Here is a 26253-nt window from a genome sequence, read left to right as displayed (position 1 = left end):
CGGAGTAACCAGGATTTTATGGTAAATAGTTTTGATTAATTTTAAATGGCTGTCCGCTTAACGGTTTTTCGTATTCGGCTTTCAGGCCGTGGGTTTTAATCCACTCTTCACGTGGCTTTTGTGTTAAAGCCTCACCTTTAAGGTACTTCTCTATCATTAAACTTGCGATAGGCCCTGCCCAACGCGCACCCCAATAACCATTTTCTACGAAAACCGCAATTGCGATCTTAGGGTTTTCCCTTGGTGCAAAAGCAACGAATATAGAATGGTCGGTAAGCTGTGTTCTTTTGCCGTTTATTTTGGTAAAGTTTTCGGCAGTACCGGTCTTTCCGCATATTTCAATGCCTTCAACCCGTAATGACCTTGCCGTACCGAAGTTGTAAACGTCAAACAATCCGTTGATAACAGGTTTAAAATGCTGTTTGTCAATTGAAGTGTGGTGTTTCGTCGTAAATTTCTTGTCGATAGTTTTGCCTTCAATCTTTTTAATAACATGAGGTGTATAATACCAGCCTTCATTTGCAACAGTAGCCATCATGTTGGCTAATTGAATAGGCGTCATGGCAACCTCTCCCTGGCCAATTGAGTTAGAAATGATCGTTGAACTTCTCCAGCCTCCGTTAGGATAAAATCGTTTGTAGAATTTAGAGGTAGGAACCCTTCCCGGTCTTCCCGGAGGTAGATCGTATCCTAAAAATTCACCTAAACCAAAACTTTTAAGATGGCTTGCCCATGCGTCAACGCCATACTGCGGCTTAGGATATTTATCTACTGTAAGCTTAAATACGTTTGCAAAATAAGTATTACATGAATTGTAAATACCGTTGTTAAGGTTATGCGGGCCAAAACCGTGGCATTTCATGAACGCACCGCGTCCGTACGAAAAACCGTGATGACACATAAAGGTGGTGTTTGGGTCTACCACTTCTTCCTGAAGACCGACAAGGCCGGTAAGAATTTTAAAAGGCGATCCAGGAGGGTATTCAGCCAGTAATCCTCTGTCAAACAAAGGCATTGCGATGCTGTCATTGTACATTGCACTATAGTTCTTGGAACGCTCGCGGCCTACAAGTAGGGAAGGGTCGTATGAAGGTGCGGTAACCAATGCCAGTATCTCACCTGTGCTGGGTTCAAGAGCAACAATACCGCCACGTTTTTCGAACATAAGTGACTCACCATACTTTTGCAGTTCCATATCGAGGGTAAGTGTAATGTCCTGCCCCTGAACAGCAATCGTATCGTATATTCCTTCTTTAAAAGAACCGATCTCCCTGTTGAAACGGTCTTTCTGAATGTATTTTACGCCTTTTACGCCACGCAGAATTTCTTCATACATTTCCTCAACGCCTTGTTTACCGATGAGGTCACCACTTTTGTAGTAAGGATGTTTTTTTATGATAGCATCATTTACCTGGGCAATATAGCCAAACACGTTAGATCCTGCCGTGGTTTGATAGTCGCGCAGTGAACGTTTAACAATATCAAATCCCTTAAATCGGCGTATTTTTTCCTGGAATGCAGCAAATTCTTTTTTATTCAATTGAGGTAAAAAAACGGAGGGTAGCCTTCGGCTGTATACATTCGCTTTTTCAAGTCGCTGGATAAAATATTCTTTAGTTACGCCGAGAAGTGAACATAGCTCAAGCGTGTCCAGATTCTTCATTTCTTTTGGGGTAACCATGATATCGTATGATGGCTGGTTTGCCACCATAAGCTTACCGTGCCTATCGTATATATATCCCCTTTCAGGATAGTCGTATTTTATCTTGATGGCATTGTTGTCAGACTTCTTGATGTAAGAGTCATCAAGTATCTGCAAATAAAAAAGCCTTGCCACGATAATAATAGTTGCGGCAATAATAATTGTTGGCAGTAAGATCTTTCTCATTGTTTGCCCGGCTTAATTAAGTAGATTATAATGATGCAAAGTATCAGTGTAAATACGGTTGTAAGCAAAGTTCTTAGCAGTACGTCAAGAATAAGGCTAAACCTAAATACCTCCAAAAGGTATAAAATAAAATGATGCGTTACAACAGAAATAAGGATAAATGAGAATCTTTCGGGCGAAAGCCTGTCGTTTATTTTTACGGTTTGGTATTCGTAACTTATACCAAATGAGAACTTAAAGAATGTTGGCCGGAAATAAGCAAGCGTAACACAGGCAACCGCGTGCGACCCTCCAGAATTTAAGAACATGTCTAATATAAGTCCTAAAAAGAAAGATGATACCAAAAGTCCCGCCTTGCTTCCGTTTACCGGATACAGGAGTATAAATAGTATATAAGGGTAGGGGTTAAGAAACCCAAACAAATCCAGCCTGCTAAAAATAACTACTTGTAATAGCAGCAGGATGATAAACCTGAATATGTTTATAATAACGCTACTGCTCATTCGGTTTGGTAGTTTGTTCTTCCAGTTTAATTATTTCGTCCCTGTCTTTGTTTTCTATTATGTACACATGCCCAAGACTAGTCATGTCGTTAAACAATCTAACGTCAAGTGTATAATAGTTTGTTTTTTTGTCGATGTATACTTTCTCGATTGTACCGATTGGTATATTTTCGGGGAATATCCTCGATTCTGCACCGGTAACAATAGTATCGCCTTTACGTACGGTGGCAAGCCTTGGTACATCAATAAGCTGTGCAAAGCCGGTGTTTTTACCGTTCCACGTAAGGGTGCCAAAGTGATTGTTCTTTTTGATCTTGGCGTCAAGTTTAAACTTACGGTTCAGGATACTAATAACCGTTGCATAGTTGCCGGAAGTGTTTTCTATAATACCAACAACCCCAAGGCTGCTTACGACGCCCATATCTGGTTTTACGCCTTTATTATGGCCTGTGTTAATGGTAAAATAGTTTTCCTGGACGCCGTATGAATTACGGATGACTTTAGACTGTATAACAGCATAATTACCTATAACGTCGGGTAATTGTACAGGAGGCAGGTTGGCAGTGTCCTGAGTGTTGAAAAGCATCTTTTTAAGGCGTGCATTTTCTCCGGCCAGTGCTTCATTCTGTTTCTTGAGGCTTAAGTACTCTTCTACATTGTTCACCTGTTCATACACATAGCCCGATATGGCATTCGCCGAAGATACGGCCCTGCTTCTGTGGTAGGAATGCGATTGTATGGTGAGCGATAACGAAATGCCCAAAAGCAGCAAAAACAGTAATAAAATACTGTTTTTAAATATAAAATTAAATATTTGCTGCATTAGTTAAGCCGTCTTTATTTGATAAGTATGCTTCTGAATTTTTGTATGTTTTTTAGGGCCATTCCCGTTCCTCTTACAACTGCCCTTAGCGGGTCTTCTGCGATGTAAACAGGAAGGTCTGTTTTTTGCGAAATACGCTTGTCAAGACCTCTTAGCATAGATCCTCCGCCTGCAAGGTAAATACCCGTGTTGTAAATATCTGCTGCAAGTTCCGGAGGCGTTTGCGATAATGTTTCCATAACCGCATCCTCAATACGCTGAATGGACTTGTCAAGCGCTTTTGCAATCTCGCGGTATGAAACGTCTACCTGTTTAGGTTTTCCCGTTAAAAGGTCACGTCCCTGTACCGACATATCTTCAGGAGGAGTTTCAAGGTCCTCTATGGCTGCACCTATTGTAATCTTGATTTTTTCTGCTGTGCTTTCACCCACAAAAAGGTTGTGTTGTGTACGCATGTAGTAAACAATATCGTTGGTGAAAACGTCTCCCGCAATCTTAACCGATTTGTCGCATACAATACCGCCTAATGCGATAACAGCAATTTCTGTAGTACCACCACCTATATCCACGATCATGTTACCTTTAGGCTGCATGATGTCTACACCAATACCTATAGCCGCTGCCATTGGCTCGTGTATAAGGTATACCTCTTTACCGTTTACTCTTTCTGCCGACTCTTTTACCGCACGCATTTCAACCTCTGTAATTCCTGATGGAATACAGATAACCAGGCGAAGTGCAGGCGTGAAAAGTTTCTTTTTAAGGGCCGGTATGCTTTTAATGAACATTGTAAGCATCTTTTCAGAAGCATCAAAGTCAGCAATAACACCGTCTTTAAGAGGACGTATGGTCTTTATGTTTTCATGGGTTTTGCCCTGCATCATGTTAGCTTCCTTACCTACGGCAATTATTTTGCCCGATATCCGGTCGCGTGCAACTATAGACGGGCTGTCTATAACTACTTTATCGTTATGTATGATTAGGGTATTTGCGGTACCAAGGTCGATGGCAATATCCTCGGTCATGAAATCAAAAAATCCCATACTGGTTTTGTTGTATTAAGGTTTTGGTAAAAAATATTTAAGCTTACAAAAATAGTAAAATTAATGTTTGAAATGACGGGTTCCTGTAAATACCATTGCAACATTGTTTTCGTTGCAGTAGTTAATACTAAGTTCGTCTTTAATTGAACCTCCGGGTTGTATAACCGCAGTAATTCCGGCGTTTTTAGCTAGTTCAACGCAATCCGGGAAAGGGAAAAACGCGTCGCTGGCCATAACAGCGCCATTTAGGTCGAAGTTAAAGGCTCCGGCTTTTTCTACAGCATGCCTTAAAGCGTCAACTCGGGAAGTCTGTCCTGTTCCCGAAGCGTAAAGCTGTTTATTTTTAGCAAACACGATCGTGTTAGATTTTGTGTGCTTGCATATTTTAGAAGCAAAAAGCAGGTCTTCAATTTCCTGTGTAGTAGGTGATGTTACTGTAACGGTAGTAAGGTGCTCTTTATTGTCGGTAATATTGTCTTTATCCTGAACTAATAGTCCATTAAGACACGTACGAACCTGTTTTGTAGGTAGTTCTACCTCGTTTTGAACTAATAAAATTCTGTTTTTCTTCTCCTGAAGCACAGCTGCTGCATCGTCATCAAATCCGGGAGCGATTACCACTTCGCAGAAAAGACTGTTTATTTCATCTGCTGCAGCCTTGTCAATTTTTACGTTAGAGATTAATACACCGCCAAATGCAGATGTAGGGTCTCCGGCAAGGGCATCAAGGTAAGCTTCTTTTACTGTTTCTCTTGTAGCGATACCACAAGCGTTATTGTGTTTAAGGATAGCAAACGTAGGCCCGTCGTTTTTAAATTCAGCTATAAGGTTAACGGCAGCATCTACATCTAGTAAGTTGTTGTAAGATAACTCTTTTCCGTGAAGTTTAGTGAACATTTTGTCGAAATCTCCAAAGAAGAAACCTTTTTGGTGAGGGTTTTCTCCGTAACGAAGCACCTGGCCATTACTAACGCTTTCTTTAAAGAAAGTCTCGTCTTCATTAAAGTAATTAAAAATAGCAGTATCGTAATGAGACGATGTGTGGAATGCTTTAGTCGCGAATTGCTTACGCTCTTCAAGAGTTGTGCCTCCGTTGTTTTTAGTAATTACATCAAGGAAATCTGCATATTCGTTTACCGAAGCTACAATTACAGTATCCTTAAAGTTTTTGGCAGCTGCACGGATAAGTGAAATACCGCCGATGTCAATTTTTTCTATAATATCAGCTTCAGAAGCTCCTGAAGCTACAGTTTTTTCAAATGGGTAAAGGTCTACGATTACAACGTCGATCTGCGGGATATTGAATTCCTGCATCTGCTGAACGTCGCCTTCGTGGTCCTGACGGTTAAGGATTCCTCCGAAAACTTTTGGGTGAAGGGTTTTTACCCTTCCGCCAAGAATAGACGGGTATGAGGTAACATCTTCCACTGGCACTACCGGTATGCCCAGGTCTTTAATGAAAGCTTCGGTACCGCCTGTAGAATAGAACGTTACACCCTGCTCATGTAGTTTTTTTACAATTGGTTCAAGACCGTCTTTGTCAAATACCGAAATAAGTGCTGATGAAATTTTTTTGATGCTCATTTTTGTGTGTATAAATAAAGATGCAAAAGTAGTTATTGTACAGCTAACATTCAAAAGCTGTGAACACTAAATTTTAATGATTTTTAAAAAATATTTGAATTTGGTTCGCACCATTTAAAAAAAATGCAGAATTTTACAGAAGTCAATCAAAAACAATCATGCTTTTATACCTGCGTTTACTCAAAGAAAGCCTTTCATTTGCCATGAATGCGCTTACCAATAACAAGCTGCGTACGTTTCTTTCGCTGCTTGGGGTTACTATAGGCATCTTTTCTATCATTGCCGTATTGGCAGCGGTAGACTCCCTGGACCGTAAAATTAAGAAAGACATGAGCTCGGTAGATAAAAACACGATGTACCTTAAGCGTTTTTCTTTCGGGCCCAGCGAAATCCCAAGGTGGAAGAGGGAGCAATTTCCTGATGTTAAGTTTGATGAATATCAGTATTTAAAAGATAATGTGTCTTCAATACAGGAAGTTGCCTTTCAGATTTTTACCAAAAGCGAAACTGTTCGTTATGAAAATGAATCGGCAAGCAATGTAAATGTTGTACCTGTGTCGTATGAATTTACAGATATCCAAAGCTTAAAAATTGAGCACGGGCGTTTTTATAACGAGTCCGAATCGAATTCCGGTACTCCCGTTGCAGTTATAGGATTTGAGATAGCACAGACGCTTTTTGGTGGCGCAAATCCGCTTGAAAAGAAAATAAGAATGTACGGTAAGAAGTTTACCGTTATCGGGGTACTCGAAAAGCAGGGGCAGGGTATGTTCGGCGAAAATAACGATACGGCTGTAATTATCCCTGTTAATGTATTGCGCAACATGTATGGCGATCATAACGATTTTATGACACCTATTATAATAATAAAGCCAAAAGCAGGTGAGGATGCAGAAGCCGTTAAAGCAGAAGTAACACAAAAACTTCGTAATTATAGAGGTATTAAGGCAACCGAAACAGATAACTTTATTATAGATATTTTATCGGGCTTTACCGACCTGATTGATAATATAATAGGACAGCTTAATATTATCGGTTGGATCATTAGCTGCTTCTCATTACTGGTAGGCGGATTTGGTATTGCGAATATTATGTTCGTTTCTGTAAAAGAGCGTACTAATCTTATAGGTATACAAAAAGCCTTAGGTGCTAAAAACAGATTTATTTTATTTCAGTTTCTTTTTGAGGCGGTAATTCTTTCGCTCATTGGCGGAATATTTGGTATGCTAATGGTTTGGGGTATTGCAGTGTTGGTAAGTAATATGATTGACTTTGAGTTTGTGCTTGGCTTCTCTAATATTATTATCGGTACCGGGCTGGCAACTTTTATTGGATTGCTTTCGGGTATCTTACCTGCAATATCGGCATCGAAACTAGATCCTGTTGAGGCAATACGAAGTGGAATGTAAAAAATGATACAGTAAATATATTAGCTCTCTTCGGAGAGCTTTTTTTATGCCGTTGCCAGATTGGTAAGTGAGGGGCGCTAATTGTAAATGTGTATAAATAAAAACGCGATACGTATTAAGCCCCCACTTTCAACGTACCGCATTTTAATAATAAAAACAATTACAAAACACCTGCTTAGGTTGTAAGCGGTATTCTAAAAATAAAAGCACCAAGCATTTATTTTCATTGCAAAACTAAATACTTTTGTCAGAAAAAGGTAAAAATTAGTATAGACAAAACACGGACAAATGCTGATTTTATTGCTTTTAGCGACTTAAAAGCTGGTTTTTTGTACATTCCGAAAAAAATTATCGGTTTTCAAATGTAAACTATAAAGAGGTGTTAGTAAGAACGTTTTCGAGTTCCTGTTCGTTCTCAATACCCATTCGTTTTTTAATCCTGTATTTTTTCTTAACGATACTTTCCGGGGAGACCTGCATAAGTAATGCCATGTCTTTGTAGGGAAGATTTAGCTTTAATAAGGAGCAGAAAAACAAATCGTTTTTTGTGAGAACCGGGAATTTGTTTTCAAGGTTTTTCTGAAAGCCGGCGTAATTTTCATTAAAACGTTTCCTGAATAATTTCCAGTAGTCATCATCGCTTGCCAGCGATTTTAACTTTGTATTTATTTCTTCAATGCAAACATCCGCGGGATTTTGGCTGCAATGATTAATCAGGCTACTTATGTTTCCTTCAAGATTAGCTATTGAGATCATTCCCGATACCAGTTCTTTCTTTTTAATATCCAGACTTTCTTTGTGTAGCCTGTTTATTGTTTTGATGTTTTCATATTCTCTGAGTAATGCGTCTTTCTTAGCCTGGGCAACTGATAATTTTTGCTTATGCCTCTTGTTTTTAAATACATATATGATTATAACTATAATAAGCAATAGGCTAAGACATAACGGTGGAATGATCTTAATCAATCTGCTTTCGTATAATTCTTCCTGAAGCCATGTGTTTTGGGATGTAAGCTTTTGTCTTTTTTTGGTCTGATACTGGTTTTGATATTGTTGTTGAATCGCCGTTACACTTGATGAATCTATGGTTTTACTGAGCGTGTCTTCCAAATTAACTGACGCTCTTGCTGCTTGAATCGCGACATCTTTTTTATCAGCTTGTAAAAACGTTACCGATTTCTGGCCTTCAAATGCCATTTTGTCGGCAATATTTGATTTATCAATTAAGCCGGAGCTTTCAGCCGTGCTTACAAGCTGTAAAGCTTCGTTTGTCTTGTGTAATGCGTTAAGCAACGTCAGGTATTCGGCGGCTACGTATAATGTTCTTGGCGATTTGGTGTTCAGTGTTTTCTTAAACGCTTCTTTGAGATAATTTTCAGCTTCGTTGGTTTTGTTTTGTTTTACTTTTATCTGTGCAAGTTTGCAATAGGTTAAGCCTACCAGTTCCTGATCTCCAAATTTCTCAAGAATTGGTAATGCACTTGTAAACATCTTTTGAGCTTCTGCTAAATCGTTCAGATGGCTCAGACAGTCTCCGTAATTTATTAACGTGATGGCGTAATTTTTAGGGAAATTCTGGTCTTTATACCCCTGCAGTATTTCTTTGTAAAGATCTGATGCAAAGTTGTAGTTACCGATATTGAAATAGGTGTTTGCAAGGCTGAGCTTTACTGTTAATATTAACGTCTTGTCATTTGTTTTTTCGAGAATTGAAATAGCTTTAAGAAGATATTTAATAGCGTCATCGCTGCGTAGCAGCATATTATAATTAGAGGCTATTTCGCCGTATACTGAGGCAAGACCTTTTTCGTTCTGTATACCTTTGTAGTTCTGTTCTGCCTCAGCCAGTAATTCTAACGCTTTAGTATAGTCTCCTCTTTTCTTGTATGTACTTGCTTTGTTGCGTAAAATTCTGCCGTGAATCGCGGGGGTATTTTTCTCATTTGTAAAAGCGAGTGCTTTATTATAATAAAATATAGAAGAATCCAGGTTGTTCTTTAAGTTGTGGATGTAGCCATAAGCTGTATATGCGTTTGCATAGACAGTATCGGGCAACTTGCCCTTGTAGTTTAAAATTTGCTGAATGTAAACACGTGCGCTATCCGGCTTCGTGTTGAGCGTGCGTTTTATCTGGCGTTCTTTTTCCAGTACATCCATGCCGGGGGGTTGTGCATAGGTAAACTGTAAAAACAAAAATAATACACAAAGTAATTTTTGTTTCATTTGTTTAAATAAGCATCTTTTGTATCCGGGGGCGAAGATGAAATGCCGCTGCAAAATAAATCATAAAAAATCAAAAAACAACATCTGATATTTATAAAATAAATAATTTGATGAATATTTATCAAGGATGAATAATTGTAGGTTTACAACTAAATGCTGTTTTAAGGCGTTGTGGCATTGATAGTGAAAGTATAGGGGTAAAAAAAATCCCCCTTAAAAAGGGGGATGATTCTTTATCTTACAGGCTGGTTCAATACAAGATCCAGGTATAAGTTTATTTTGTCTTTTAACTCTTTACGTGGTGTAATGAAGTCAAGGAAACCATGCTCCAATACAAATTCTGCGGTTTGGAAACCTTCAGGTAAATCTTTACCTGTTGTGTCTTTTACAACACGAGGTCCAGCAAAGCCTATCAGGGCTCCCGGTTCAGAGATGTTTACATCGCCTAGCATAGCGTAAGAAGCTGTTGTCCCTCCCGTAGTAGGATCTGTACAAAGTGAGATGTAAGGAATTTTAGCTTCTGCCAGCTGCGCCAGCTTTGCCGATGTTTTAGCTAACTGCATAAGTGAGTAAGCTGCTTCCATCATCCTTGCACCACCAGATTTTGAGATCATTACAAACGGGATGTTGTTTTTGATAGAGTGATCAATAGCACGTGCTATTTTTTCACCTACCACAGCTCCCATAGATCCGCCAATAAAAGCGAAATCCATACATGCTATAACAAGATCTTTACCTTTAGACTTTCCTACAGCAGTTCTTACTGCATCTTTAAGCTTAGTCTTCTCGGTAGCTTCCTTAATACGGTCGCCATACTTTTTGGTATCAACAAACTTAAGGGTGTCCTTAGAAGTCATGTTTTTATCAAACTCTGTAAACTCGTTATCGTCAAAAAGGATTTTGAAGTACTCTTTGCTGCCTATCCTTACGTGGTAGCCGTCTTCCGGACTAACATAAAAGTTTTTGGCAAGTTCTTCTGCATCAACAATTTTACCGGTTGGCGACTTGTACCATAAACCTTTAGGTACGTCTTTTTTGTCTTCGGTTGGTGTTGTTATCCCTTTTTCTGTTCTTTTAAACCAAGCCATCGTATTCAGTTAAAGTTATTACTGCAAGCAGTTTTATTATAGTGTATTAACGTTGTTAAGGTCTTTAAAGGCCTGCTCAAGCCTTGCGTTGAAGGTAAGTTCACCTTCGCGCATCCATTTTCTTGGATCGTAATATTTTTTATTTGGAGACTCAGGTCCATCCGGGCTACCAATTTGTGTTTTAAGGTAGTCAACGTTTTTAACAACGTAGTCACGGATACCTTCTGTGAAAGCAAACTGAAGATCTGTATCGATGTTCATTTTTACTACACCATATCCAATAGCTTCCCTGATTTCTTCAAGAGTTGAACCAGATCCTCCGTGGAATACAAAATCTACAGGGTTTTCACCAAGGTTGAATTTGCTTTGTACAAACTCCTGAGAGTTTTTAAGGATTTTCGGAGTAAGTTTTACGTTACCCGGTTTGTATACACCGTGTACGTTACCAAAAGCAGCAGCTACAGTAAATTTATCAGATACTTTGCTAAGCTCTTCGTAAGCGTAAGCTACTTCTTCCGGCTGCGTATAAAGTTTAGAGCTGTCAACGTCAGAATTGTCAACACCATCTTCTTCACCACCAGTAATACCAAGTTCGATCTCAAGGGTCATGCCCATTTTGCTCATTCTCTCAAGGTATTTTTTAGAAATTTCCATGTTCTCTTCAAGAGGCTCCTCAGAAAGGTCGATCATGTGAGAGCTGAATAATGGTTTTCCTGTTTCAGCGAAATGTTTTTCACTAGCATCAAGAAGACCGTCAATCCATGGCAAAAGTTTTTTTGCACAGTGATCAGTATGTAATATAACAGTTGCTCCGTAAGCTTCTGCAAGTGTATGTATGTGTTTAGCTCCTGCGACAGCACCTAAAATAGCTGCTTTTTCGTCTGCATTAGATAAGCCTTTTCCGGCATTGTAAATAGATCCGCCGTTTGAGAACTGGATGATTACCGGAGCCTTAAGTCTCGCTGCAGTTTCCATTACACCATTAATAGTGCTTGATCCTGTAACGTTTACTGCTGGAAGGGCAAACCCTTTTTCTTTAGCATATTTAAAGATCTCCTGAACCTGATCTCCGGTAGCAACACCGGGCTTAATATTATGAGCCATTATTTTTAAATTTTAGAATTGAAGCTACAAAAATAATATTTTAAAATTAGAACGGATAATTAATTCCGACATTTAGAACAGATTTGGACAGATTATACTCTTTAAACCAGCGATTGTTCTCTTCGCGTCCCGGATTATAGGTTTTAAAACCTACATCAAAACGCACTACGAAGAAGTTAAAGTCGTACCTAAATCCAAGTCCCGACCCAAAAGCAAGGTCTTTAAAGGAAGATAAACCGTTAAAAGTTTTTTCTTCATCTGTTTCCGAATCAAAAACATTCCAAATGTTGCCTACGTCGCCAAAGATAGCTCCGTTAAGCTTTCCAAAAATATTAAAGCGAAGTTCGGCACTATATGCCATTTTAAGGTTGGCTTCGTTAAAGTCGTTTAATCCACCGCTTCTTCCGGGGCCAAGGCTATAAGGCTGCCATCCGCGGTTATCGTTAGATCCCCCTGCAAAATAACTTCGTGTAAACGGTATCGAGTTAGAGTTTCCATAAGGCAGTGCAAGGCCGAAAAAGGCACGCATAGCCAATACTTTTCCGCGTCTAAGGTCCCAGTGTTTAATGAAATCAACTTCGCCTTTTACGTATTGCGAATAGGCCACGTTAAATAAAGTACGCTGGTCTGAGTTACTATTGGGGTCTACTACTGTTCCGCCTAAAAGTGATAATAGAGCACCTGCCGATTCTACTTTGGTCTTGAAAATAAAGAAGGTATTATCGGTAAGGTTTTCCCTGCTTGTCGTAGTAAATGTGTAATTGGTAGCAACAATAAGGTTGTTTTCTGTCAGCCTGTTTCTACGTTCATTAATGCTTCGGATGTTGTCCCTGTCGTTATCGGATACTGTAATGGTGTTATTGTTTAGAACATCATTAATGAAATTATCCGATCCGCCTTCATCAATGGTAAGGTTGCCTCTGGCGTCAAAATAATCCGGCGGAATATCGCCCGCATACCGCTCCGCTATTTCATTAAGCCTGTCGTAGGACGATTCGTATACTCTAAAATATTTATCAGGGTTAACGTTACGTACATATTGCACGTTTACAAGATCCAGTTTGCTCGACCTGTTACGTCTTGGCGGTGCCCAGTTGTAGCTTAAAACCCCTGTCAGACTCTCCTTATCCAGACCAATGTTCTGCTGCCTGGTTGTACCAAGGCTTATTACCGTTGATGGTATAAGGTTTTTAGGGATTATCTTTTCGGTATTAAACGGAAAGAATATCCTTGGTATGGTTAGCTTTAAATCGGCACCATACTCTAATATATTAAAGAATGATCTGTCTTTAATTGCGTTATCCCTTGATGAACCAATGTTTCCACGTGTGGTAATATCCAGTGTTTCGGCTCCCCTAAATACATTTCGCATGGTTACCCCTAAACTTCCCGAAATACCAAAATCCTGAATGTTAGAGTGCGTAAAATCAGCCGCCATATTAAAACGGAACTTCTTCTTAGGTAACAAGGTAATGTTGGCAATTAGCGATTTTCCTTCAGGGTCGTTCGGGTCTTCAACATATTTAATGGAAGGAGAGTTGAAAATCCTAAGGTTACTCAGGTAACGTGAAGTACCTATCATCCTAAGGTCAGAAAAAGGGCTGTCAGGAGTAATAAATACCGGGTCGGTTATTGCTTTTGGCCTGTAGTTTAGCTTTCCGGTACTGTAAATGTTGAAGCCTTTATAGGTTGTGCTGTCTATAGACTGGTCTGCGCTCGAAGGGTTGCTCGTAAAGATATTAACCTTGCTTATTTTATAAAGCTTAAACGGCCTTACAAAAGTAGAGTCGCCACGGCGAACCGATTCGTTATCTATAACCAGTTCTACATTGGCTTTATAGTTATTGTTTACGGTATCTACAACATACGAAACGTTGTTTTGGTAAAAGTAATAGGCTCCGTGGTTTCTAAAGTAGGTAGTTAAACGCTCGCGTTCTCCTGTAAAATTAGACTCGTTATACTGAGCTCCTGGCTTTAATAATGACTGTCTTTTTGTGGCATTGTACAGGCTATCCAACTCAGGCGATTCTATAAAAGCAGCGATGCTGTCCAGTTTGTAGGGTGTTCCTGTTGCTATATCATAGGTAACCACCGCTCTTTTGTTAGGCAGCGTGTCTATTTTTGAAGTTACTTTCGACCTGAAGTAGCCTTGCTTGTAATAGTAAGCAAATAATCTGTTTCTTGATTTTTTTATACGGTTGGTGTCCACAAGAACCGGTGGCTCACCTGTTTTTTTAAGGAAGTTGCTAAAGCCTGTTACTACGAAAGAGTTGCCAAGACGCTGAACCTGCTTTTCAGAAAGTAGTTTTCTCATGCGCTCATGCCTGCCGGGTTTTCTGTCCAGCCAAGCATGGTATGACGAATCGGCATTGGGTTTGGCCATATTGTACAGGTGCAGCCTCAGGTGATAGCCCAAGATGCCTGTATTTGGTATTTGATACAGCTGATCTTTTATCTCATCGTCGTTTTTCTTTTCCTGATTTACATTGATATCAACCTTTTCAAGCAGGTGTTTACCGTCAGGAACCCTTTTTACGAGAGAGCATGAATATAAAATCCAGCCCGATAATATAATTAGTGCTATTTTTGTTGCTTTATTTCTCAAGACGGTATGGGCAAATAGTAATTCAAAAATACATTTTTTATGGTTAGTAAAAACCAAATTAAAACAATAACGGGCTTACAGCAAAAAAAATACAGAAAGCAGGATAAATTGTTCTTTGCCGAAGGTATAAAGGTAGTACAGGAATTACTCAATTCCAATTTTGAATTACATCAATTATTTACCACCCAGGACATCTTTACAAAGGTTGATAAACGTAAGGTGGAGCTTATAACAGAAGCAGAACTTAAAAAAATAAGTGCGCTTTCTACACCTAATGTCTGCCTGGCTTTATTTGTGATGCCAGACGAAAAAGCTGTACCGGACAGCGGACTTATTGTTGCACTTGATGATGTGCGTGATCCCGGAAACCTGGGTACTATTATAAGGCTATGCGACTGGTTTGGGATTAAGCACCTTGTATGTTCGGAACAATGTGTAGATGTTTATAATCCGAAAGTGGTACAGGCTACTATGGGATCATTAACACGTGTTAATGTAGTTTACACTAATCTTGAGTCCTATCTTGAAACGACTTCACTGCCTGTTTTCGGAACCTTTATGGATGGCGAAAATATATATGGCGAAGACCTTCCTGAAAATGGAATAGTTGTTATGGGTAACGAAGCCAACGGTATATCGCAAAGTATAGAGAACAGGGTAGGGCATAAAATAGCTATACCTCGTTTTGGAGACCTGCAACAAACTGAAAGCCTTAACGTAGCAACTGCTGCTGCTATAATCTTAAGCGAGTTCCGAAGAGATTTTAGTGGAAAGTAAAGTTTACAAAGATTCCCCTTGTTTTCATAGAAGCAACATTGCCTGTGTATGGGCTATTAGGGTCGTTGTCGCGGATAATCTCATCGTCAAAACTAAACACGCCACGAATTGAAGGAGAGAACTTAAAGAATTCAAAGTAAATATCTATACCTGCACCAACTTCGTAAAAGTTAGTCCATTTATTCATCCTGAACCGGTCTCCGGTCATGTTATCGTCTTTCGAGTTAAAGCTACTCGAAAGGTTAAGTGAACGCGATACACCACCTAAAAGGTAAGGTTTTATATTTCCCGTCCTTTTAGCTGAAAATTTCAGCAATAGTGGAAAATGTATATATGTAGATTTTACTTCTCTTAGCCTGTCAGATTCTGTGCCTTCGACATTAAAGGCAAGGTCGCGCTGCGTATAGTATAGTCCCGGTTCAAAACGAAGATCCAGGTATTCAAAAAGTCTAAGGTTACCTACAAGGCCCACATTAAAGCCTGTTGTTCGCGTTACCGCAATGTCTACTTTAGGATCAACTTTATAGTCAAACTTAAAATCATAGCTGTTAAAGCCAAGGAAGTATCCCCAGTGAACCCTTTGTTTGTCAAAGTTTTCAAGGTTAACAATAGGCTTTTTGCTGAATATTTGCGTACCAAACTGCGCATGGCTGCAAAGGCCGGTAAATAGCAGTATGTATATAAACAGTTTCTTCATCTTATTTTTTTGAGGCAGAGTAAATTGTTGCCACTCCAAGGGTCTGCGGCATATTCTTAACCTCTATAAACCCAACTTTTCGCAAAATATTGTTTAAAGCTTCCCCATGAGGGAAAACAGAAGCCGATTCACTAAGGTAAGCATAAGCCGATCTGTCTTTAGAGAATAGTCTCCCTATAAGCGGAAGAAGGTATTTGCTGTAAAAAGTGTAGCCTTGTTTAAACGGGAATTTTGTTGGCACCGATGTTTCAAGTATCACAAAAATGCCGTTTGGTTTTAAAACGCGTAAAATATCACCGAGGCCTTTTTCAAGTGTTTCAAAATTACGAACGCCAAAAGCAACAGTAATAGCATCAAAGTAATTGTCGTCAAAAGGAAGATTCTCACTATCGCCATATACAAGCTTAATTTTTCCGTCAAGCCCTTTTTCGGTAACTTTTTTACGTCCAACTTCCATCATGCCTTCAGAGATATCTGCGCCAATAATTTCGGTTGCAGAAGTCTCAGCCATTAGTATGGCAAGGTCTCCGGTACCGGTAGCGATATCCAGTATGGTTTTTGGGGTTTTAGCCGAAACAAGCTTTAATACTTTTTTACGCCATGAAACATCTATACCAAACGAAATTACGCGGTTTAAACCATCGTAATTACCGGAAATAGTATCAAACATTTGGGCTACCTGTTCTTTTTTGCCCAGGCCGGAATCTTTATAAGGAGTTACGTTTTGCGACATTGCTTTTATTTACGCAACAAAGATAGAAATAGTTTTGTTAATAGGGAGTTAGAAATGTTTTTCTGTGCAAACTCATTTACCTTTTCCATACTGTGTATGTTGTGGGTTCTTCAACACCTTCCCATTGCAGTAAAAGATTATCTTTTGTCACAGAAATAATTTTTGCCTGTCTGGTGTCGTCTTTATAATACACGGTTAAAGTTTCACCGTTAAGTGTGTAGGGCATATCAGCGTCGCCATCGTAATCAACTACATAAAATGATTTTTTAGAAAGCACAAAATCAGCATGTGGGTTTTCAGGATTACTCACCCAGGTGTTGAACAACAATTTTGTGTTTAATGTTGTTTCAATTACAGGTTTATCGGGACGCTCTGTTTTTGGAGTTTCGGTAGGGGTTACAATTACAGTATCGGTAGGAGTTGAAGGCTGGGTATATGCCTGTGTTTCTTTTCCAATCTTCTCCTCATTCTTTTTATTGCATGAAGCTATTGTGATTATTGATAATGCTGAGAAAATAAAAATAATACGTTTCATAAAATAATGTTTGAAACAAATATAAGAAGTTTACATTAGTTCCATTCTGTACATATCAATGCCTTTAGCCCAGTAGTCTTTTACAACTTCAAGTAATTTGAAACCAAATTTTTCATAGAATTTGGATGCAAATTGCGAAGTTCTTACAGAAATTTTCTCAATTCCATTCATTTCTTTTATTTTTCTAATTCTATAGTGTGTAAGTAGTTGCCCAATACCTTTACCCTGATAATCGGGATGGACTATATCCCACGATATTCTTGCTGTCTTTCTGTCTTCGGTAATATTTATGCCACCACTCCCTATTAATAAGCCGTTATCTTCTACAACATAATATATATCTATTTGGTTGTCCAAATAATCATTAAGGTCTGCTTCCTCTTCAATGGAGAAGTAGTTAGGTGTGTTTAAACGGAGAAGGTCTATTATACTGCCCTTGTCAGAGGGAGAATAGGAGCGGATATCCATTTACTGCTTTTTTAAATACGTCTGAAATGTCATTTCATACGCATGTTTTTCATCTCTCGGGTGAAAAATAGCTTCTGATAATTCCCATTTCGATTCGTCTATCTGCGGAAAGTAAGCGTCTGCATCGGGAAATTCGGCATGTACGCGGGTAAGGTCCAGTTTGTCGGCACGGTCAATACTTTGGTTGTATATTTCGCCTCCGCCAATAATAAACACCTCTTCATCCTTTGGTGAAACTGCAATGGCTTCATCCAGGCTGCCCACAACAATACATCCGTCTGCCTTGTAGTCTGACTGGCGGGTAATGATTACCGAAGTGCGGTTGGGCAGGGCAGAAGGGAAGCTTTCAAATGTTTTTCTTCCCATTATAATATGGTGACCCGATGTACGGCTTTTAAAATGCTTAAAGTCATCCGGCAGGTGCCACATCATTTTGTTGTCTTTGCCTAATGCATTGTTTTCGGCAACTGCCGCTATAAGGGTAAGGGTCATTATTCTAAAGTGGTAGTAGTTGTTGTTGTGTTAGTGTCGTTTTCCAGTTTCTTTTCCAGCTGACCTATGCGGCGCTCCTGGCGTGCAACCAGTTTGGCTATCTGCTCCTGTTCCCACTTTTTGTTAATAAAGCTTTCGGTAACAAATACTTTTATAAAGTGCATTATAAAAATAAAAGCCCATGCTGTTATTGCCCAAAGGTACCAGTCTTGTTCGGGGTCTATCTTTAGAACTTTATTTATAATAAAGAAGAAAATACTACTGACGAAAAACAGTATAAAGTGAAAATAAACGCGCTTTTTCTGTTTTACCCTTTTGCGGGCATATTCATAGAGGTCTTGTTGAGTTGTTTCCATTTCTTAGGTTTTGGTAACTAAAGGTAATGAAAAATAAGAAATTATATCTCACTGTAAGAAATGCTTAACTAAAAGCGATTATTAAACTGCAACAGCTCCTTTAATATGCGGGTGAGGATCGTAATTCTCTAACGTAAAATCTTCAAATTTAAAATCAAAGATATCTTTAACATCAGCATTCAGTTTCATGGTAGGTAGCGGTTTTGGCTCGCGGCTTAACTGAAGTTCAAGCTGTTCCATATGATTGTTGTAAATATGCGCGTCACCAAATGTGTGGATGAAGTCTCCTGCTTCAAGTCCGCAAACCTGGGCAATCATCATGGTAAGCAATGCGTACGATGCTATGTTAAAAGGTACACCTAAAAATATATCGGCACTACGCTGGTACAGCTGACATGATAGTTTTCCTTCTGCAACATAAAACTGAAAGAAAGCATGGCATGGGGGTAAAGCAACTTTACCGTTTGCTACATTTTCTGAAAATGATTTTGAAGTATCCGGCAGCACGCTTGGGTTCCATGCGGAAATTAGCATCCTTCGGCTGTTAGGGTTTGTTTTAAGGGTTTCAATAAGTTCGGTGATCTGGTCAATTTCCTTATCGTCCCAGTTACGCCACTGGTGACCGTAAACCGGACCCAGGTTGCCATCTTCGTCAGCCCATTCATCCCATATCTTAACCCCATTGTCGTTAAGGTAGCCAATGTTGGTTTCACCATTTAAAAACCAAAGCAGTTCGTATATTATCGACTTTAAGTGCAGTTTTTTTGTCGTTACTAAAGGGAATCCTTCACTAAGGTCAAAACGCATCTGATAACCAAAAACGCTTTTTGTTCCCGTACCTGTACGGTCGCCTTTTTGCACTCCGTTCTCTAAAACATGCTTAACTAAGTCGTGATACTGCTTCATTATTCCTTGATTTCTTCGATAGTTATATAAAAGTCACCTGTGGGTGCTGTCATGAATTTTTTACTGACGAAATTAATTGTAAAAGTAAATATTTTTTTGTCAAGTTCTCTATTGTCTGCGCAGATAACAATGCGAACCTGGTCTGTCTCACCGCTATTAAATGTAAAAGCTCTTTTGAGTCCGGGCTTTTCAAAACCGGTTGCCCATCTATTTTCTACAATTTCAATCTTTAATTTTTTGTCCTGTTTGTCAAATATGTCGGCTAGCGATACGAACAGATACTTATAGGTGCTGGTGTGAGTGTCCGGCAGGGTATGTACAGAAACTTTATAATTTTTTCCCGGAACTACATCGGCAAAGAACTCTTTGTAATTACTGTAAATTTTTTCACTGCTTTTTCCGGGGTAAGTTAAAACCGAGTCAGTTGCTGTAAGTGTAAACTTTTGTTTATCACCTAAGGGCAATGTATTGCTGCTGGTTTTTATACCCTGAGCTGTATATAGTTTAGCCTTACGTCCGGTAAGTTTATGGTATTCGGCTTTAGGGTATTGTTTTTTAGAACACCCTGTTGCTGTATACATAAGTAAAAGAACAAAAAAAGGCAGTAGCTTTACGCTAATCTTTTTCATTGTTTAACTCTCCCTCTTTGATATTTCGTCGCGTATTTTTGCTGCTTTCTCGTAGTCTTCATTCTGTACGGCACCGTCCAGCATATCGTTAAGCTCCTGCAGGCTATAGGCAGAATACCCTTCTCCCGAAACAGTTTCTGTTCCGAAAGTTTCAGGTTCAGAAAGTACATCTTCCGGTTGGGTTAAATTACCTTCGGCATCGGCTTCAGGATTCAATTTAAGGAAGATACCTGCTTTGTCCAGAATATTCTTGTAGGTAAATATAGGTGCGTTAAAACGCAATGCCAGTGCAATAGCGTCTGATGTGCGTGCATCTATAATTTCCTCGATGCGGTCGCGTTCGCAAATAATGCTCGAAAAGAAAACACCGTCTACCAGTTTGTGTATAATAACCTGTTTTACGACCACGTCAAAGCGGTCGGCAAAATTTTTAAATAAGTCATGGGTAAGTGGTCTGGGCGGTTTTATCTCTTTTTCAAGGGCAATAGCTATAGACTGGGCCTCAAAGGCGCCTATCACTATAGGTAACTTGCGTTCTCCGTCCACTTCATTAAGAATCAATGCATACGCGCCGTTTTGAGTCTGGCTGTATGAGATTCCTTTTATAGTAAGTTTTACTAAGCTCATATTGGTGTTCCTGTATAGAAAAAGGGCTATCCGGGCAAAGATAAACTATCGTAGCCGGATAGCCCTTTTGTGGGGCACAATTTAAAATAAAATTATGAGTTTTGAGCTTTAAAGGCTTTAATTTTTTCAGTCAACTTAGGAACAATTTCAAAAGCATCACCTACAACGCCGTAGTCTGCAACTTTAAAGAAAGGAGCATCGGCATCGGCGTTGATAACTACTTTTACTTTAGATGAGTTGATACCTGCAATGTGCTGTATAGCTCCTGAAATACCTACTGCAATATAAAGATTGGCAGCTACAGGCTTACCTGTTTGGCCTACGTGCTCGCTGTGAGGTCTCCATCCAAGGTCAGATACCGGTTTAGAACATGCAGTGGCAGCACCAAGCGCAGCAGCAAGATCTTCAATTATACCCCAGTTTTCAGGGCCTTTAAGTCCGCGTCCGCCAGATACAACAACTTCTGCATCTGCAATAGTTACTTTGCCCGATACTTTTTCAGAAGACTCTACTTTCACAGTAAAATCGTTGTCGTTTAATGATGGTGAGAATTCTTCTTCAGTTGCGCTTACTGCATTTTCAAATACTCCGTAAGAGTTTTTGCCTATAGTAAGTACTTTAATATCTGTAGTGATCTCTGTTATATTAAATGCTTTGTTAGAAAAAGCGTTTCTTTTTACCTGGAAAGGCGAAAGGCTTATTGGTTGCGCAACTACGTTTGATGCATAACCAGCCTCAAGGGCAACAGCTACAAGGGGAGCAATATAAATACTGTCTGTTGTAGAGTTGAATAATACAATTTTAGCACTTTCTTTCTGGGCAGCCTGTTTTATAGCGTCGGCATATGCCTTAGCGTTGAACGCAGTAAGCTTATCAGATTTTACATTAAGCACTTTATCAACGCCGTATTGTCCTAGTTGTGCAGCAGCATCGGCAGCATTTATAGTAAGGGCAGTTACGGTTGTGCCCGTTTCACCTGCAATTTTTTTAGCGTATGAAGCAAGCTCGAAAGCTGTTTTTTTGAATTTGCCTTCGGCAAACTCAGCATATATTAATATTGACATAATTTTTTTAATTTGGAGATTTGAAAACTTTTAATTGAAATCAATTCAGTGAATCGTGCTGTGTGGTAATTTTAATTAGTACATCGGCACATTTTCAAATTTAGATAACTTTAGCTTCGTTATGTAAAAGGTTTACAAGCTCATCAAGATTGTCAGGGCTTATAAGTTTTACTGCCGATTTAGGTGCCGGTTTTTCAAACTTCACCGCTTTAGTAGTAATGTTGGCTTCTACAGGCTCAAGTACGGTAAGTACTTTTTGTCTTGCCATCATGATGCCTCTCATTACAGGAATTTTAAGGTCTTTTTCTTCTACAAGGCCTTTTTGTCCGCCAATAACTAAAGGTAATTTAGCGCTAAGGGTTTCTTTACCACCATCAATTTCACGTACTGCTTTCACGTCAGATCCTGTAATTTCAAGATTGATGCACGAGTTAATAAAATCGTATCCAAGAAGGCCGGCAAGCATTCCGCCTACCATACCGCCATTATAATCGAGTGATTCTTTACCTGCTATTACAAGGTCAAAACCACCGTTCTTAACTACTTCTGCAAGTTGTTTTGCTACGAAGAAGCCATCTGTTGGGTTTGCGTTAACGCGAATTGCCTCATCTGCACCTATTGCAAGTGCTTTTCTAAGGGTTGGTTCGGTATCCGGGCCGCCTACGTTTACTACTGTAACGTTTGCGCCGGCTTGTTCTTTAAACCAGATTGCTCTTGTTAAACCAAATTCGTCGTTGGGATTTATTACAAACGGAACGCCATTAGTATCAAACTCGCTGTCGCCGTTTGCAAAGTTAATTTTTGCTGTGGTATCAGGCACGTGGCTGATGCAGACTAATATTTTCATTTTTATAAAGTTATAAAGTTGAGGTTTTTCCGTTACGAAAATAAGAAATTTATCTAAATAAAAAACTATGCACGCATATTAAATGCAATTTTTTTAAAAATTTTCGGTATTAAATTTATTAATCACAAAAATTAAGCTTTAAAACACTGATTATTGCGAATAGTTGCGGTTTTACGAACAAGTTCCTAACATTTTATTTATTTGGAAATATAAGCGCATTAAATAATTTTAAATCTTTATTTTTGCCATTCATTTAATACGAATAAGAAGTTACATGAGAACGATACAATTTAGAGAAGCTATTTGTGAAGCCATGAGCGAAGAAATGCGCCGTGACGAAGCTATATATTTAATGGGTGAAGAGGTTGCTGAATATAACGGTGCCTACAAAGCCTCAAAAGGAATGCTTGACGAGTTTGGCCCTAAAAGGGTAATTGATACTCCAATCGCTGAGCTTGGTTTTGCCGGTATTGCCGTAGGTAGTGCTATGAACGGTAACAGGCCAATTGTTGAGTTCATGACATTCAACTTTGCATTAGTAGGTATTGACCAGATTATTAACAACGCAGCTAAGATGCGCCAAATGTCTGCAGGACAGTTTACAATGCCAATGGTATTCCGTGGGCCAACTGCATCGGCAGGACAGCTTGCAGCTACGCACTCTCAGGCTTTCGAGAACTGGTATGCAAATACTCCGGGTCTTAAAGTTGTTGTACCGTCTAATACATACGATGCTAAAGGACTTCTTAAGTCGGCTATCCGTGATAACGATCCTGTTATATTCATGGAATCTGAGCAGATGTACGGAGATAAAGGTGAGGTGCCTGAAGGAGAATATACAATTCCACTAGGTCTTGCTGATGTTAAACGTGAAGGTAAAGATGTAACAGTTGTATCTTTCGGTAAAATATTAAAAGAAGCTTTTATCGCTGCTGAAGAACTTGAAAAAGAAGGAATCAGTATCGAGATCATCGATTTAAGAACGATCCGTCCAATGGATCACGAGACTATTCTTAACTCGGTTAAAAAAACAAACCGTTTGGTTATACTTGAAGAGGCTTGGCCGTTTGGAAGTATAGCATCAGAAATAACTTATATTGTTCAGGAAAGGGCTTTTGATTATCTTGATGCTCCTATCCAAAGGATAACTACAGCAGATACACCGGCTCCGTACTCTCCGGTACTACTTAAAGAGTGGCTTCCTAACGCGGGAGATCTTGTAAAAGCTGTGAAAAAAGTTATGTATAAATAACAAAATAAACACCTATATTTGAAACTTCATCATACTATATGATGAAGTTTTTTGTTTTATAGCATATATGAAAAGAATACTACTGTTTTTATCTGCGATATTTCTACTTCTTTCCGGCTCACTTATGGCGCAAACCAAAATTGGCGGTATAGTTGTAGATGATGCAAATGCGCCTATACCTTATGCCAGTATCTACTTTAAAGGAAGTACAGAAGGTACTATTACCGACGAAAACGGTAAGTTTTATCTGGAATCTCAAAACACCTATACCGAAGTTGTAATCTCGTTTGTTGGGTTTGCTGCGAAAGAAATAAAGCTTGAAAGATCCGCGACCCTTAATATCAAGGCGAAACTTAGCGAAGCACAGGAGTTAAAAGAAGTCGTGCTATATAGCGGGAAAACATCTAAGAAAAACAACCCTGCTATTGATATACTCCGTAAAATATGGGAACGCCGCCGTAAGAACGGACTCAGGATGTTCAAGCAATATGAGTATGATAAATACGAAAAGGTAGAGTTTGATATGAATACCATAGACAGTGCTTTTATGAAAAGCAGAGTGTTTAAGGGTATGGAGTTTATTTTTGACCATGTTGATACATCGAGCGTAACAGGTAAAACATACCTGCCCATATTTATTAACGAGGCGTTGAGCAATGTGTATGGCGATAATGTTGCCAGCCGTAAAAAAGAGATTACCCGTGCCAATAAAAACTCCGGGTTTAGTAATAATCAGCAGATCATTGCCTTTGTAAAAGACCTGTATGCCGAATATGATATTTACGATAATTACCTTAAGTTCTTTGATAAGGATTTTGTAAGTCCGTTATCGCGTACTGGTATTAACGTGTACAATTATGTTCTTGCTGACAGTACCTATATTGAAAACAAATGGTGCTATAATATCGTTTTTTACCCAAGGCGTAAAGGTGAGCTTACGTTTAAAGGAAACTTCTGGGTTAACGATACAACCTACGCGATTAAAAAAATAGCCATGTCTGCCAGTAAGGCGGCAAATATCAACTGGGTTAAAGATATTTACATTGAGCAGGACTTTGATGTTTTAAACGACTCTGTGTTTCTTTTAAAAAGGGATCATATGATGTCTGACTTTGCGATTAGTAAAAAAGAATCATCTAAAGGGGTATATGGCAAGAGAACCACGCTTTTCCGTGACTATGTTTTTGATAAGAAAAGACCCGATGCGTTTTATAATCCCGACGTAAACCTTAATAACGAAGAGATTTATAAAAAGGATGACGAATATTGGGAGGAGAATCGATTTGAATCGCTCAATAAAGACGAGCGGGGTGTTTATAAAATGCTGGATACCTTAAAAACGGTACCTAAATTTAAACGGATGTATAGCCTCGTCGCCACACTTGGTAGTGGCTATTACCAAATGGGTAATTTTGACTATGGTCCTATATTTTCCAGTTTTGGTTACAATGATGTTGAAGGTGTAAGGCTGCGAACGGGCGGGCGAACCTATTTTGGTCAGAACGACCCTTGGAGGATTGAGGGGTATACCGCATACGGATTTAAGGATAATAAGTTTAAGTATGGTATATCCGGTAAGTGGATGGTTAACAAAGAAAAAAGGGTAATACTTGCGGCAGGTAACAGGCGCGATGTAGAACAGATAGGGGTGAGCCTTACATCTACAAGTGATGTGCTTGGTAGGAGTTTTGCGTCGTCGGCAGTTTTTGCCAGCGGAGATAACAGCAAGCTAACCAACGTTAACTTTACTACCTTCTCAGCAGAAATAGAGCCTGTAAAACATTTAGTGTTTAAGGGTAGCCTTAATTATAGGACATTAAGGTCGGCTTTCCCTACCTTCTTAATGGATTATTATATCGATCCTAACGACCCGTCTAAAGGGACAAAAGGAAACCTGGAGCAATATGAGTTTGGTGCGATGGTAGAATATACACCCAAACGAAGGACTATTGGTTATGGCGTGGAACGTACCGATGTAGATCTTAACTACTCAAGGCTGTATCTTAATTTCTCGCAAGGTATAAAAGGCTTGTTTGGTAGCGATTTTGAATATCAGAAATTACAGTTTTATTATCGCCAACCTGTACTTGTTGGTGGTTTCGGACGATTGTTTGCCACGCTTGAAGCTGGTAAGATATTTGGCGATGTGCCATTAGGATTAATGGGTATTGTGCCTGGTAACCAGTCCTACTTTGTTATCGAGAACACCTACAACCTTATGAATTACTACGAGTTTGTAGCCGATGAATATGTGTCGCTGCATTTTGAGCATAATTTTAACGGAAGGCTGTTTTCAAGGATTCCGGGGCTTAGGAATTTAAACCTAAGGGAAATTGTAGGTGTAAAAGGCGTCTACGGAACGGTGTCTGATGGTAACAGAAGGCTTAATGCATCGAGCATAGAGTACCGTGCTCCGGAGGATGTGTACTGGGAATATCATGCAGGTATAGGGAATATCTTCAAAGTATTCAGGATTGACTTTGCATGGAGGGGAAGTTATCTTAACTTGCCCGATGCCAATAAGTTTGCGATAAAAGGCGTGTTTGGTTTCCATTTTTAAAAAGTTTTGAGATTACCAAAAAAATTGTAAATTCGTACAA

At 39.2% G+C, this 26253-nt stretch carries 24 protein-coding genes; 4 read left to right on the top strand and 20 right to left on the bottom strand.

What is annotated here, in order from left to right; translation table 11 throughout:
- Window positions 1-16 precede the first annotated feature (16 nt).
- Genes ALW18_07415 through ALW18_07395 form a run of 5 tightly spaced genes read right to left on the bottom strand, consistent with a single transcriptional unit; the run spans window position 17 to window position 5841 of the window.
- A complete protein-coding gene (locus ALW18_07415) occupies window positions 17-1888 on the bottom strand; it encodes a penicillin-binding protein (GenBank protein ID AOE52357.1) in 1872 nt (623 codons plus the stop codon).
- A complete protein-coding gene (locus ALW18_07410) occupies window positions 1885-2391 on the bottom strand; it encodes a rod shape-determining protein MreD (protein ID AOE52356.1) in 507 nt (168 codons plus the stop codon). Before ALW18_07410 ends, ALW18_07415 begins: the two co-directional genes overlap by 4 nt.
- Complete coding sequence (locus tag ALW18_07405) at window positions 2381-3214, bottom strand: rod shape-determining protein MreC (protein ID AOE52355.1); 834 nt, start codon at window positions 3212-3214, stop codon at window positions 2381-2383. Before ALW18_07405 ends, ALW18_07410 begins: the two co-directional genes overlap by 11 nt.
- A 14-nt stretch (window positions 3215-3228) precedes the next feature.
- A complete protein-coding gene (locus ALW18_07400; GenBank protein ID AOE52354.1) occupies window positions 3229-4257 on the bottom strand; it encodes a rod shape-determining protein MreB in 1029 nt (342 codons plus the stop codon).
- 60 nt (window positions 4258-4317) lie between these two features.
- Window positions 4318-5841, bottom strand: coding sequence for a phosphoribosylaminoimidazolecarboxamide formyltransferase (locus ALW18_07395; protein AOE52353.1), 1524 nt, complete (start codon window positions 5839-5841; stop codon window positions 4318-4320).
- A 158-nt stretch (window positions 5842-5999) separates the two neighbouring features.
- Here ALW18_07395 and ALW18_07390 point away from each other — a divergent pair, with 158 nt between their 5' ends.
- Entirely contained in the window at window positions 6000-7250 is a 1251-nt protein-coding gene (locus ALW18_07390) for an ABC transporter permease (GenBank protein ID AOE52352.1), read from the top strand.
- A gap of 369 nt (window positions 7251-7619) precedes the next feature.
- On the opposite strand, the gene ALW18_07385 is transcribed toward ALW18_07390, so the two are convergent.
- The 4 genes from ALW18_07385 to ALW18_07370 all read right to left on the bottom strand — a co-directional run bounded on the left by ALW18_07385 (window position 7620) and on the right by ALW18_07370 (window position 14270).
- A complete protein-coding gene (locus ALW18_07385; protein ID AOE52351.1) occupies window positions 7620-9407 on the bottom strand; it encodes a hypothetical protein in 1788 nt (595 codons plus the stop codon).
- Window positions 9408-9706: 299 nt separating this feature from the next.
- Window positions 9707-10561 (bottom strand): acetyl-coenzyme A carboxylase carboxyl transferase subunit beta, encoded by an 855-nt coding sequence (locus tag ALW18_07380; protein ID AOE52350.1) that lies wholly within the window; start codon window positions 10559-10561, stop codon window positions 9707-9709.
- A 36-nt stretch (window positions 10562-10597) separates the two neighbouring features.
- Window positions 10598-11665, bottom strand: a complete 1068-nt coding sequence (locus ALW18_07375) for a fructose-bisphosphate aldolase (GenBank protein ID AOE52349.1) — start codon at window positions 11663-11665, stop codon at window positions 10598-10600.
- Window positions 11666-11711: 46 nt separating this feature from the next.
- Entirely contained in the window at window positions 11712-14270 is a 2559-nt protein-coding gene (locus ALW18_07370) for a hypothetical protein (GenBank protein ID AOE52348.1), read from the bottom strand.
- A 39-nt stretch (window positions 14271-14309) separates the two neighbouring features.
- On the opposite strand from ALW18_07370, the gene ALW18_07365 reads away from it, so the two are divergent.
- Complete coding sequence (locus ALW18_07365) at window positions 14310-15047, top strand: RNA methyltransferase (GenBank protein ID AOE52347.1); 738 nt, start codon at window positions 14310-14312, stop codon at window positions 15045-15047.
- Here ALW18_07365 and ALW18_07360 read toward each other — a convergent pair.
- From ALW18_07360 to ALW18_07310, 11 genes are all read right to left on the bottom strand, one after another.
- Window positions 15034-15744, bottom strand: coding sequence for a PorT protein (locus ALW18_07360; GenBank protein AOE52346.1), 711 nt, complete (start codon window positions 15742-15744; stop codon window positions 15034-15036). The two genes, ALW18_07365 and ALW18_07360, sit on opposite strands and share 14 nt — an antisense overlap.
- Before the next feature lies 1 nt (window position 15745).
- The gene (locus ALW18_07355; protein ID AOE52345.1) at window positions 15746-16477 is read right to left on the bottom strand and encodes a ubiquinone biosynthesis methyltransferase UbiE; all 732 of its coding nucleotides are present in this window, start codon (window positions 16475-16477) and stop codon (window positions 15746-15748) included.
- A 76-nt stretch (window positions 16478-16553) separates the two neighbouring features.
- The gene (locus tag ALW18_07350) at window positions 16554-17012 is read right to left on the bottom strand and encodes a hypothetical protein (GenBank protein ID AOE52344.1); all 459 of its coding nucleotides are present in this window, start codon (window positions 17010-17012) and stop codon (window positions 16554-16556) included.
- A gap of 30 nt (window positions 17013-17042) precedes the next feature.
- Window positions 17043-17480, bottom strand: a complete 438-nt coding sequence (locus ALW18_07345; protein ID AOE52343.1) for a GNAT family acetyltransferase — start codon at window positions 17478-17480, stop codon at window positions 17043-17045.
- The gene (locus tag ALW18_07340) at window positions 17481-17972 is read right to left on the bottom strand and encodes a diacylglycerol kinase (protein AOE52342.1); all 492 of its coding nucleotides are present in this window, start codon (window positions 17970-17972) and stop codon (window positions 17481-17483) included.
- Window positions 17972-18328: a hypothetical protein gene (locus ALW18_07335; GenBank protein ID AOE52341.1), complete on the bottom strand. Its 357-nt coding sequence runs from the start codon at window positions 18326-18328 to the stop codon at window positions 17972-17974. The genes ALW18_07340 and ALW18_07335 overlap by 1 nt, the downstream gene beginning before the upstream one ends.
- A gap of 81 nt (window positions 18329-18409) precedes the next feature.
- Entirely contained in the window at window positions 18410-19234 is an 825-nt protein-coding gene (locus ALW18_07330) for a thymidylate synthase (GenBank protein ID AOE52340.1), read from the bottom strand.
- Window positions 19234-19863, bottom strand: coding sequence for a hypothetical protein (locus tag ALW18_07325; GenBank protein AOE52339.1), 630 nt, complete (start codon window positions 19861-19863; stop codon window positions 19234-19236). Before ALW18_07325 ends, ALW18_07330 begins: the two co-directional genes overlap by 1 nt.
- A 3-nt stretch (window positions 19864-19866) precedes the next feature.
- On the bottom strand, window positions 19867-20490 hold the full coding sequence (locus ALW18_07320) for a hypothetical protein (protein ID AOE52338.1): 624 nt from the start codon (window positions 20488-20490) through the stop codon (window positions 19867-19869).
- 92 nt (window positions 20491-20582) lie between these two features.
- Window positions 20583-21554 carry an electron transfer flavoprotein subunit alpha gene (locus ALW18_07315; GenBank protein ID AOE52337.1) on the bottom strand — a complete coding sequence of 324 codons (972 nt, stop codon included), beginning with the start codon at window positions 21552-21554 and terminating at the stop codon, window positions 20583-20585.
- A 100-nt stretch (window positions 21555-21654) separates the two neighbouring features.
- Window positions 21655-22401: an electron transfer flavoprotein subunit alpha gene (locus tag ALW18_07310; GenBank protein AOE52336.1), complete on the bottom strand. Its 747-nt coding sequence runs from the start codon at window positions 22399-22401 to the stop codon at window positions 21655-21657.
- A 274-nt stretch (window positions 22402-22675) separates the two neighbouring features.
- Here ALW18_07310 and ALW18_07305 point away from each other — a divergent pair, with 274 nt between their 5' ends.
- Window positions 22676-23653 carry a pyruvate dehydrogenase gene (locus ALW18_07305; protein ID AOE52335.1) on the top strand — a complete coding sequence of 326 codons (978 nt, stop codon included), beginning with the start codon at window positions 22676-22678 and terminating at the stop codon, window positions 23651-23653.
- A 67-nt stretch (window positions 23654-23720) separates the two neighbouring features.
- Entirely contained in the window at window positions 23721-26213 is a 2493-nt protein-coding gene (locus ALW18_07300) for a hypothetical protein (GenBank protein ID AOE52334.1), read from the top strand.
- The last annotated feature ends 40 nt before the right edge of the window (window positions 26214-26253 follow it).

The organism is Flavobacterium psychrophilum (assembly GCA_001708385.1).
In the GTDB taxonomy this organism is placed as follows: Bacteria; Bacteroidota; Bacteroidia; order Flavobacteriales; family Flavobacteriaceae; genus Flavobacterium; species Flavobacterium psychrophilum_A.
Note: the sequence above shows the minus strand (reverse complement) of the source record. Positions and strands in the feature narration are given on the sequence as shown.

What these genes read in the sequence shown, in the direction of transcription:
- ALW18_07415 (AOE52357.1), bottom strand. Translation starts at nt 1,888, where the DNA reads ATGAGAAAGATCTTACTGCCAACAATTATTATTGCCGCAACTATTATT.
- ALW18_07410 (AOE52356.1), bottom strand. Translation starts at nt 2,391, where the DNA reads ATGAGCAGTAGCGTTATTATAAACATATTCAGGTTTATCATCCTGCTG.
- ALW18_07405 (AOE52355.1), bottom strand. Translation starts at nt 3,214, where the DNA reads ATGCAGCAAATATTTAATTTTATATTTAAAAACAGTATTTTATTACTG.
- ALW18_07400 (AOE52354.1), bottom strand. Translation starts at nt 4,257, where the DNA reads ATGGGATTTTTTGATTTCATGACCGAGGATATTGCCATCGACCTTGGT.
- ALW18_07395 (AOE52353.1), bottom strand. Translation starts at nt 5,841, where the DNA reads ATGAGCATCAAAAAAATTTCATCAGCACTTATTTCGGTATTTGACAAA.
- ALW18_07390 (AOE52352.1), top strand. Translation starts at nt 6,000, where the DNA reads ATGCTTTTATACCTGCGTTTACTCAAAGAAAGCCTTTCATTTGCCATG.
- ALW18_07385 (AOE52351.1), bottom strand. Translation starts at nt 9,407, where the DNA reads ATGGATGTACTGGAAAAAGAACGCCAGATAAAACGCACGCTCAACACG.
- ALW18_07380 (AOE52350.1), bottom strand. Translation starts at nt 10,561, where the DNA reads ATGGCTTGGTTTAAAAGAACAGAAAAAGGGATAACAACACCAACCGAA.
- ALW18_07375 (AOE52349.1), bottom strand. Translation starts at nt 11,665, where the DNA reads ATGGCTCATAATATTAAGCCCGGTGTTGCTACCGGAGATCAGGTTCAG.
- ALW18_07365 (AOE52347.1), top strand. Translation starts at nt 14,310, where the DNA reads ATGGTTAGTAAAAACCAAATTAAAACAATAACGGGCTTACAGCAAAAA.
- ALW18_07360 (AOE52346.1), bottom strand. Translation starts at nt 15,744, where the DNA reads ATGAAGAAACTGTTTATATACATACTGCTATTTACCGGCCTTTGCAGC.
- ALW18_07355 (AOE52345.1), bottom strand. Translation starts at nt 16,477, where the DNA reads ATGTCGCAAAACGTAACTCCTTATAAAGATTCCGGCCTGGGCAAAAAA.
- ALW18_07350 (AOE52344.1), bottom strand. Translation starts at nt 17,012, where the DNA reads ATGAAACGTATTATTTTTATTTTCTCAGCATTATCAATAATCACAATA.
- ALW18_07345 (AOE52343.1), bottom strand. Translation starts at nt 17,480, where the DNA reads ATGGATATCCGCTCCTATTCTCCCTCTGACAAGGGCAGTATAATAGAC.
- ALW18_07340 (AOE52342.1), bottom strand. Translation starts at nt 17,972, where the DNA reads ATGACCCTTACCCTTATAGCGGCAGTTGCCGAAAACAATGCATTAGGC.
- ALW18_07335 (AOE52341.1), bottom strand. Translation starts at nt 18,328, where the DNA reads ATGGAAACAACTCAACAAGACCTCTATGAATATGCCCGCAAAAGGGTA.
- ALW18_07330 (AOE52340.1), bottom strand. Translation starts at nt 19,234, where the DNA reads ATGAAGCAGTATCACGACTTAGTTAAGCATGTTTTAGAGAACGGAGTG.
- ALW18_07325 (AOE52339.1), bottom strand. Translation starts at nt 19,863, where the DNA reads ATGAAAAAGATTAGCGTAAAGCTACTGCCTTTTTTTGTTCTTTTACTT.
- ALW18_07320 (AOE52338.1), bottom strand. Translation starts at nt 20,490, where the DNA reads ATGAGCTTAGTAAAACTTACTATAAAAGGAATCTCATACAGCCAGACT.
- ALW18_07315 (AOE52337.1), bottom strand. Translation starts at nt 21,554, where the DNA reads ATGTCAATATTAATATATGCTGAGTTTGCCGAAGGCAAATTCAAAAAA.
- ALW18_07310 (AOE52336.1), bottom strand. Translation starts at nt 22,401, where the DNA reads ATGAAAATATTAGTCTGCATCAGCCACGTGCCTGATACCACAGCAAAA.
- ALW18_07305 (AOE52335.1), top strand. Translation starts at nt 22,676, where the DNA reads ATGAGAACGATACAATTTAGAGAAGCTATTTGTGAAGCCATGAGCGAA.
- ALW18_07300 (AOE52334.1), top strand. Translation starts at nt 23,721, where the DNA reads ATGAAAAGAATACTACTGTTTTTATCTGCGATATTTCTACTTCTTTCC.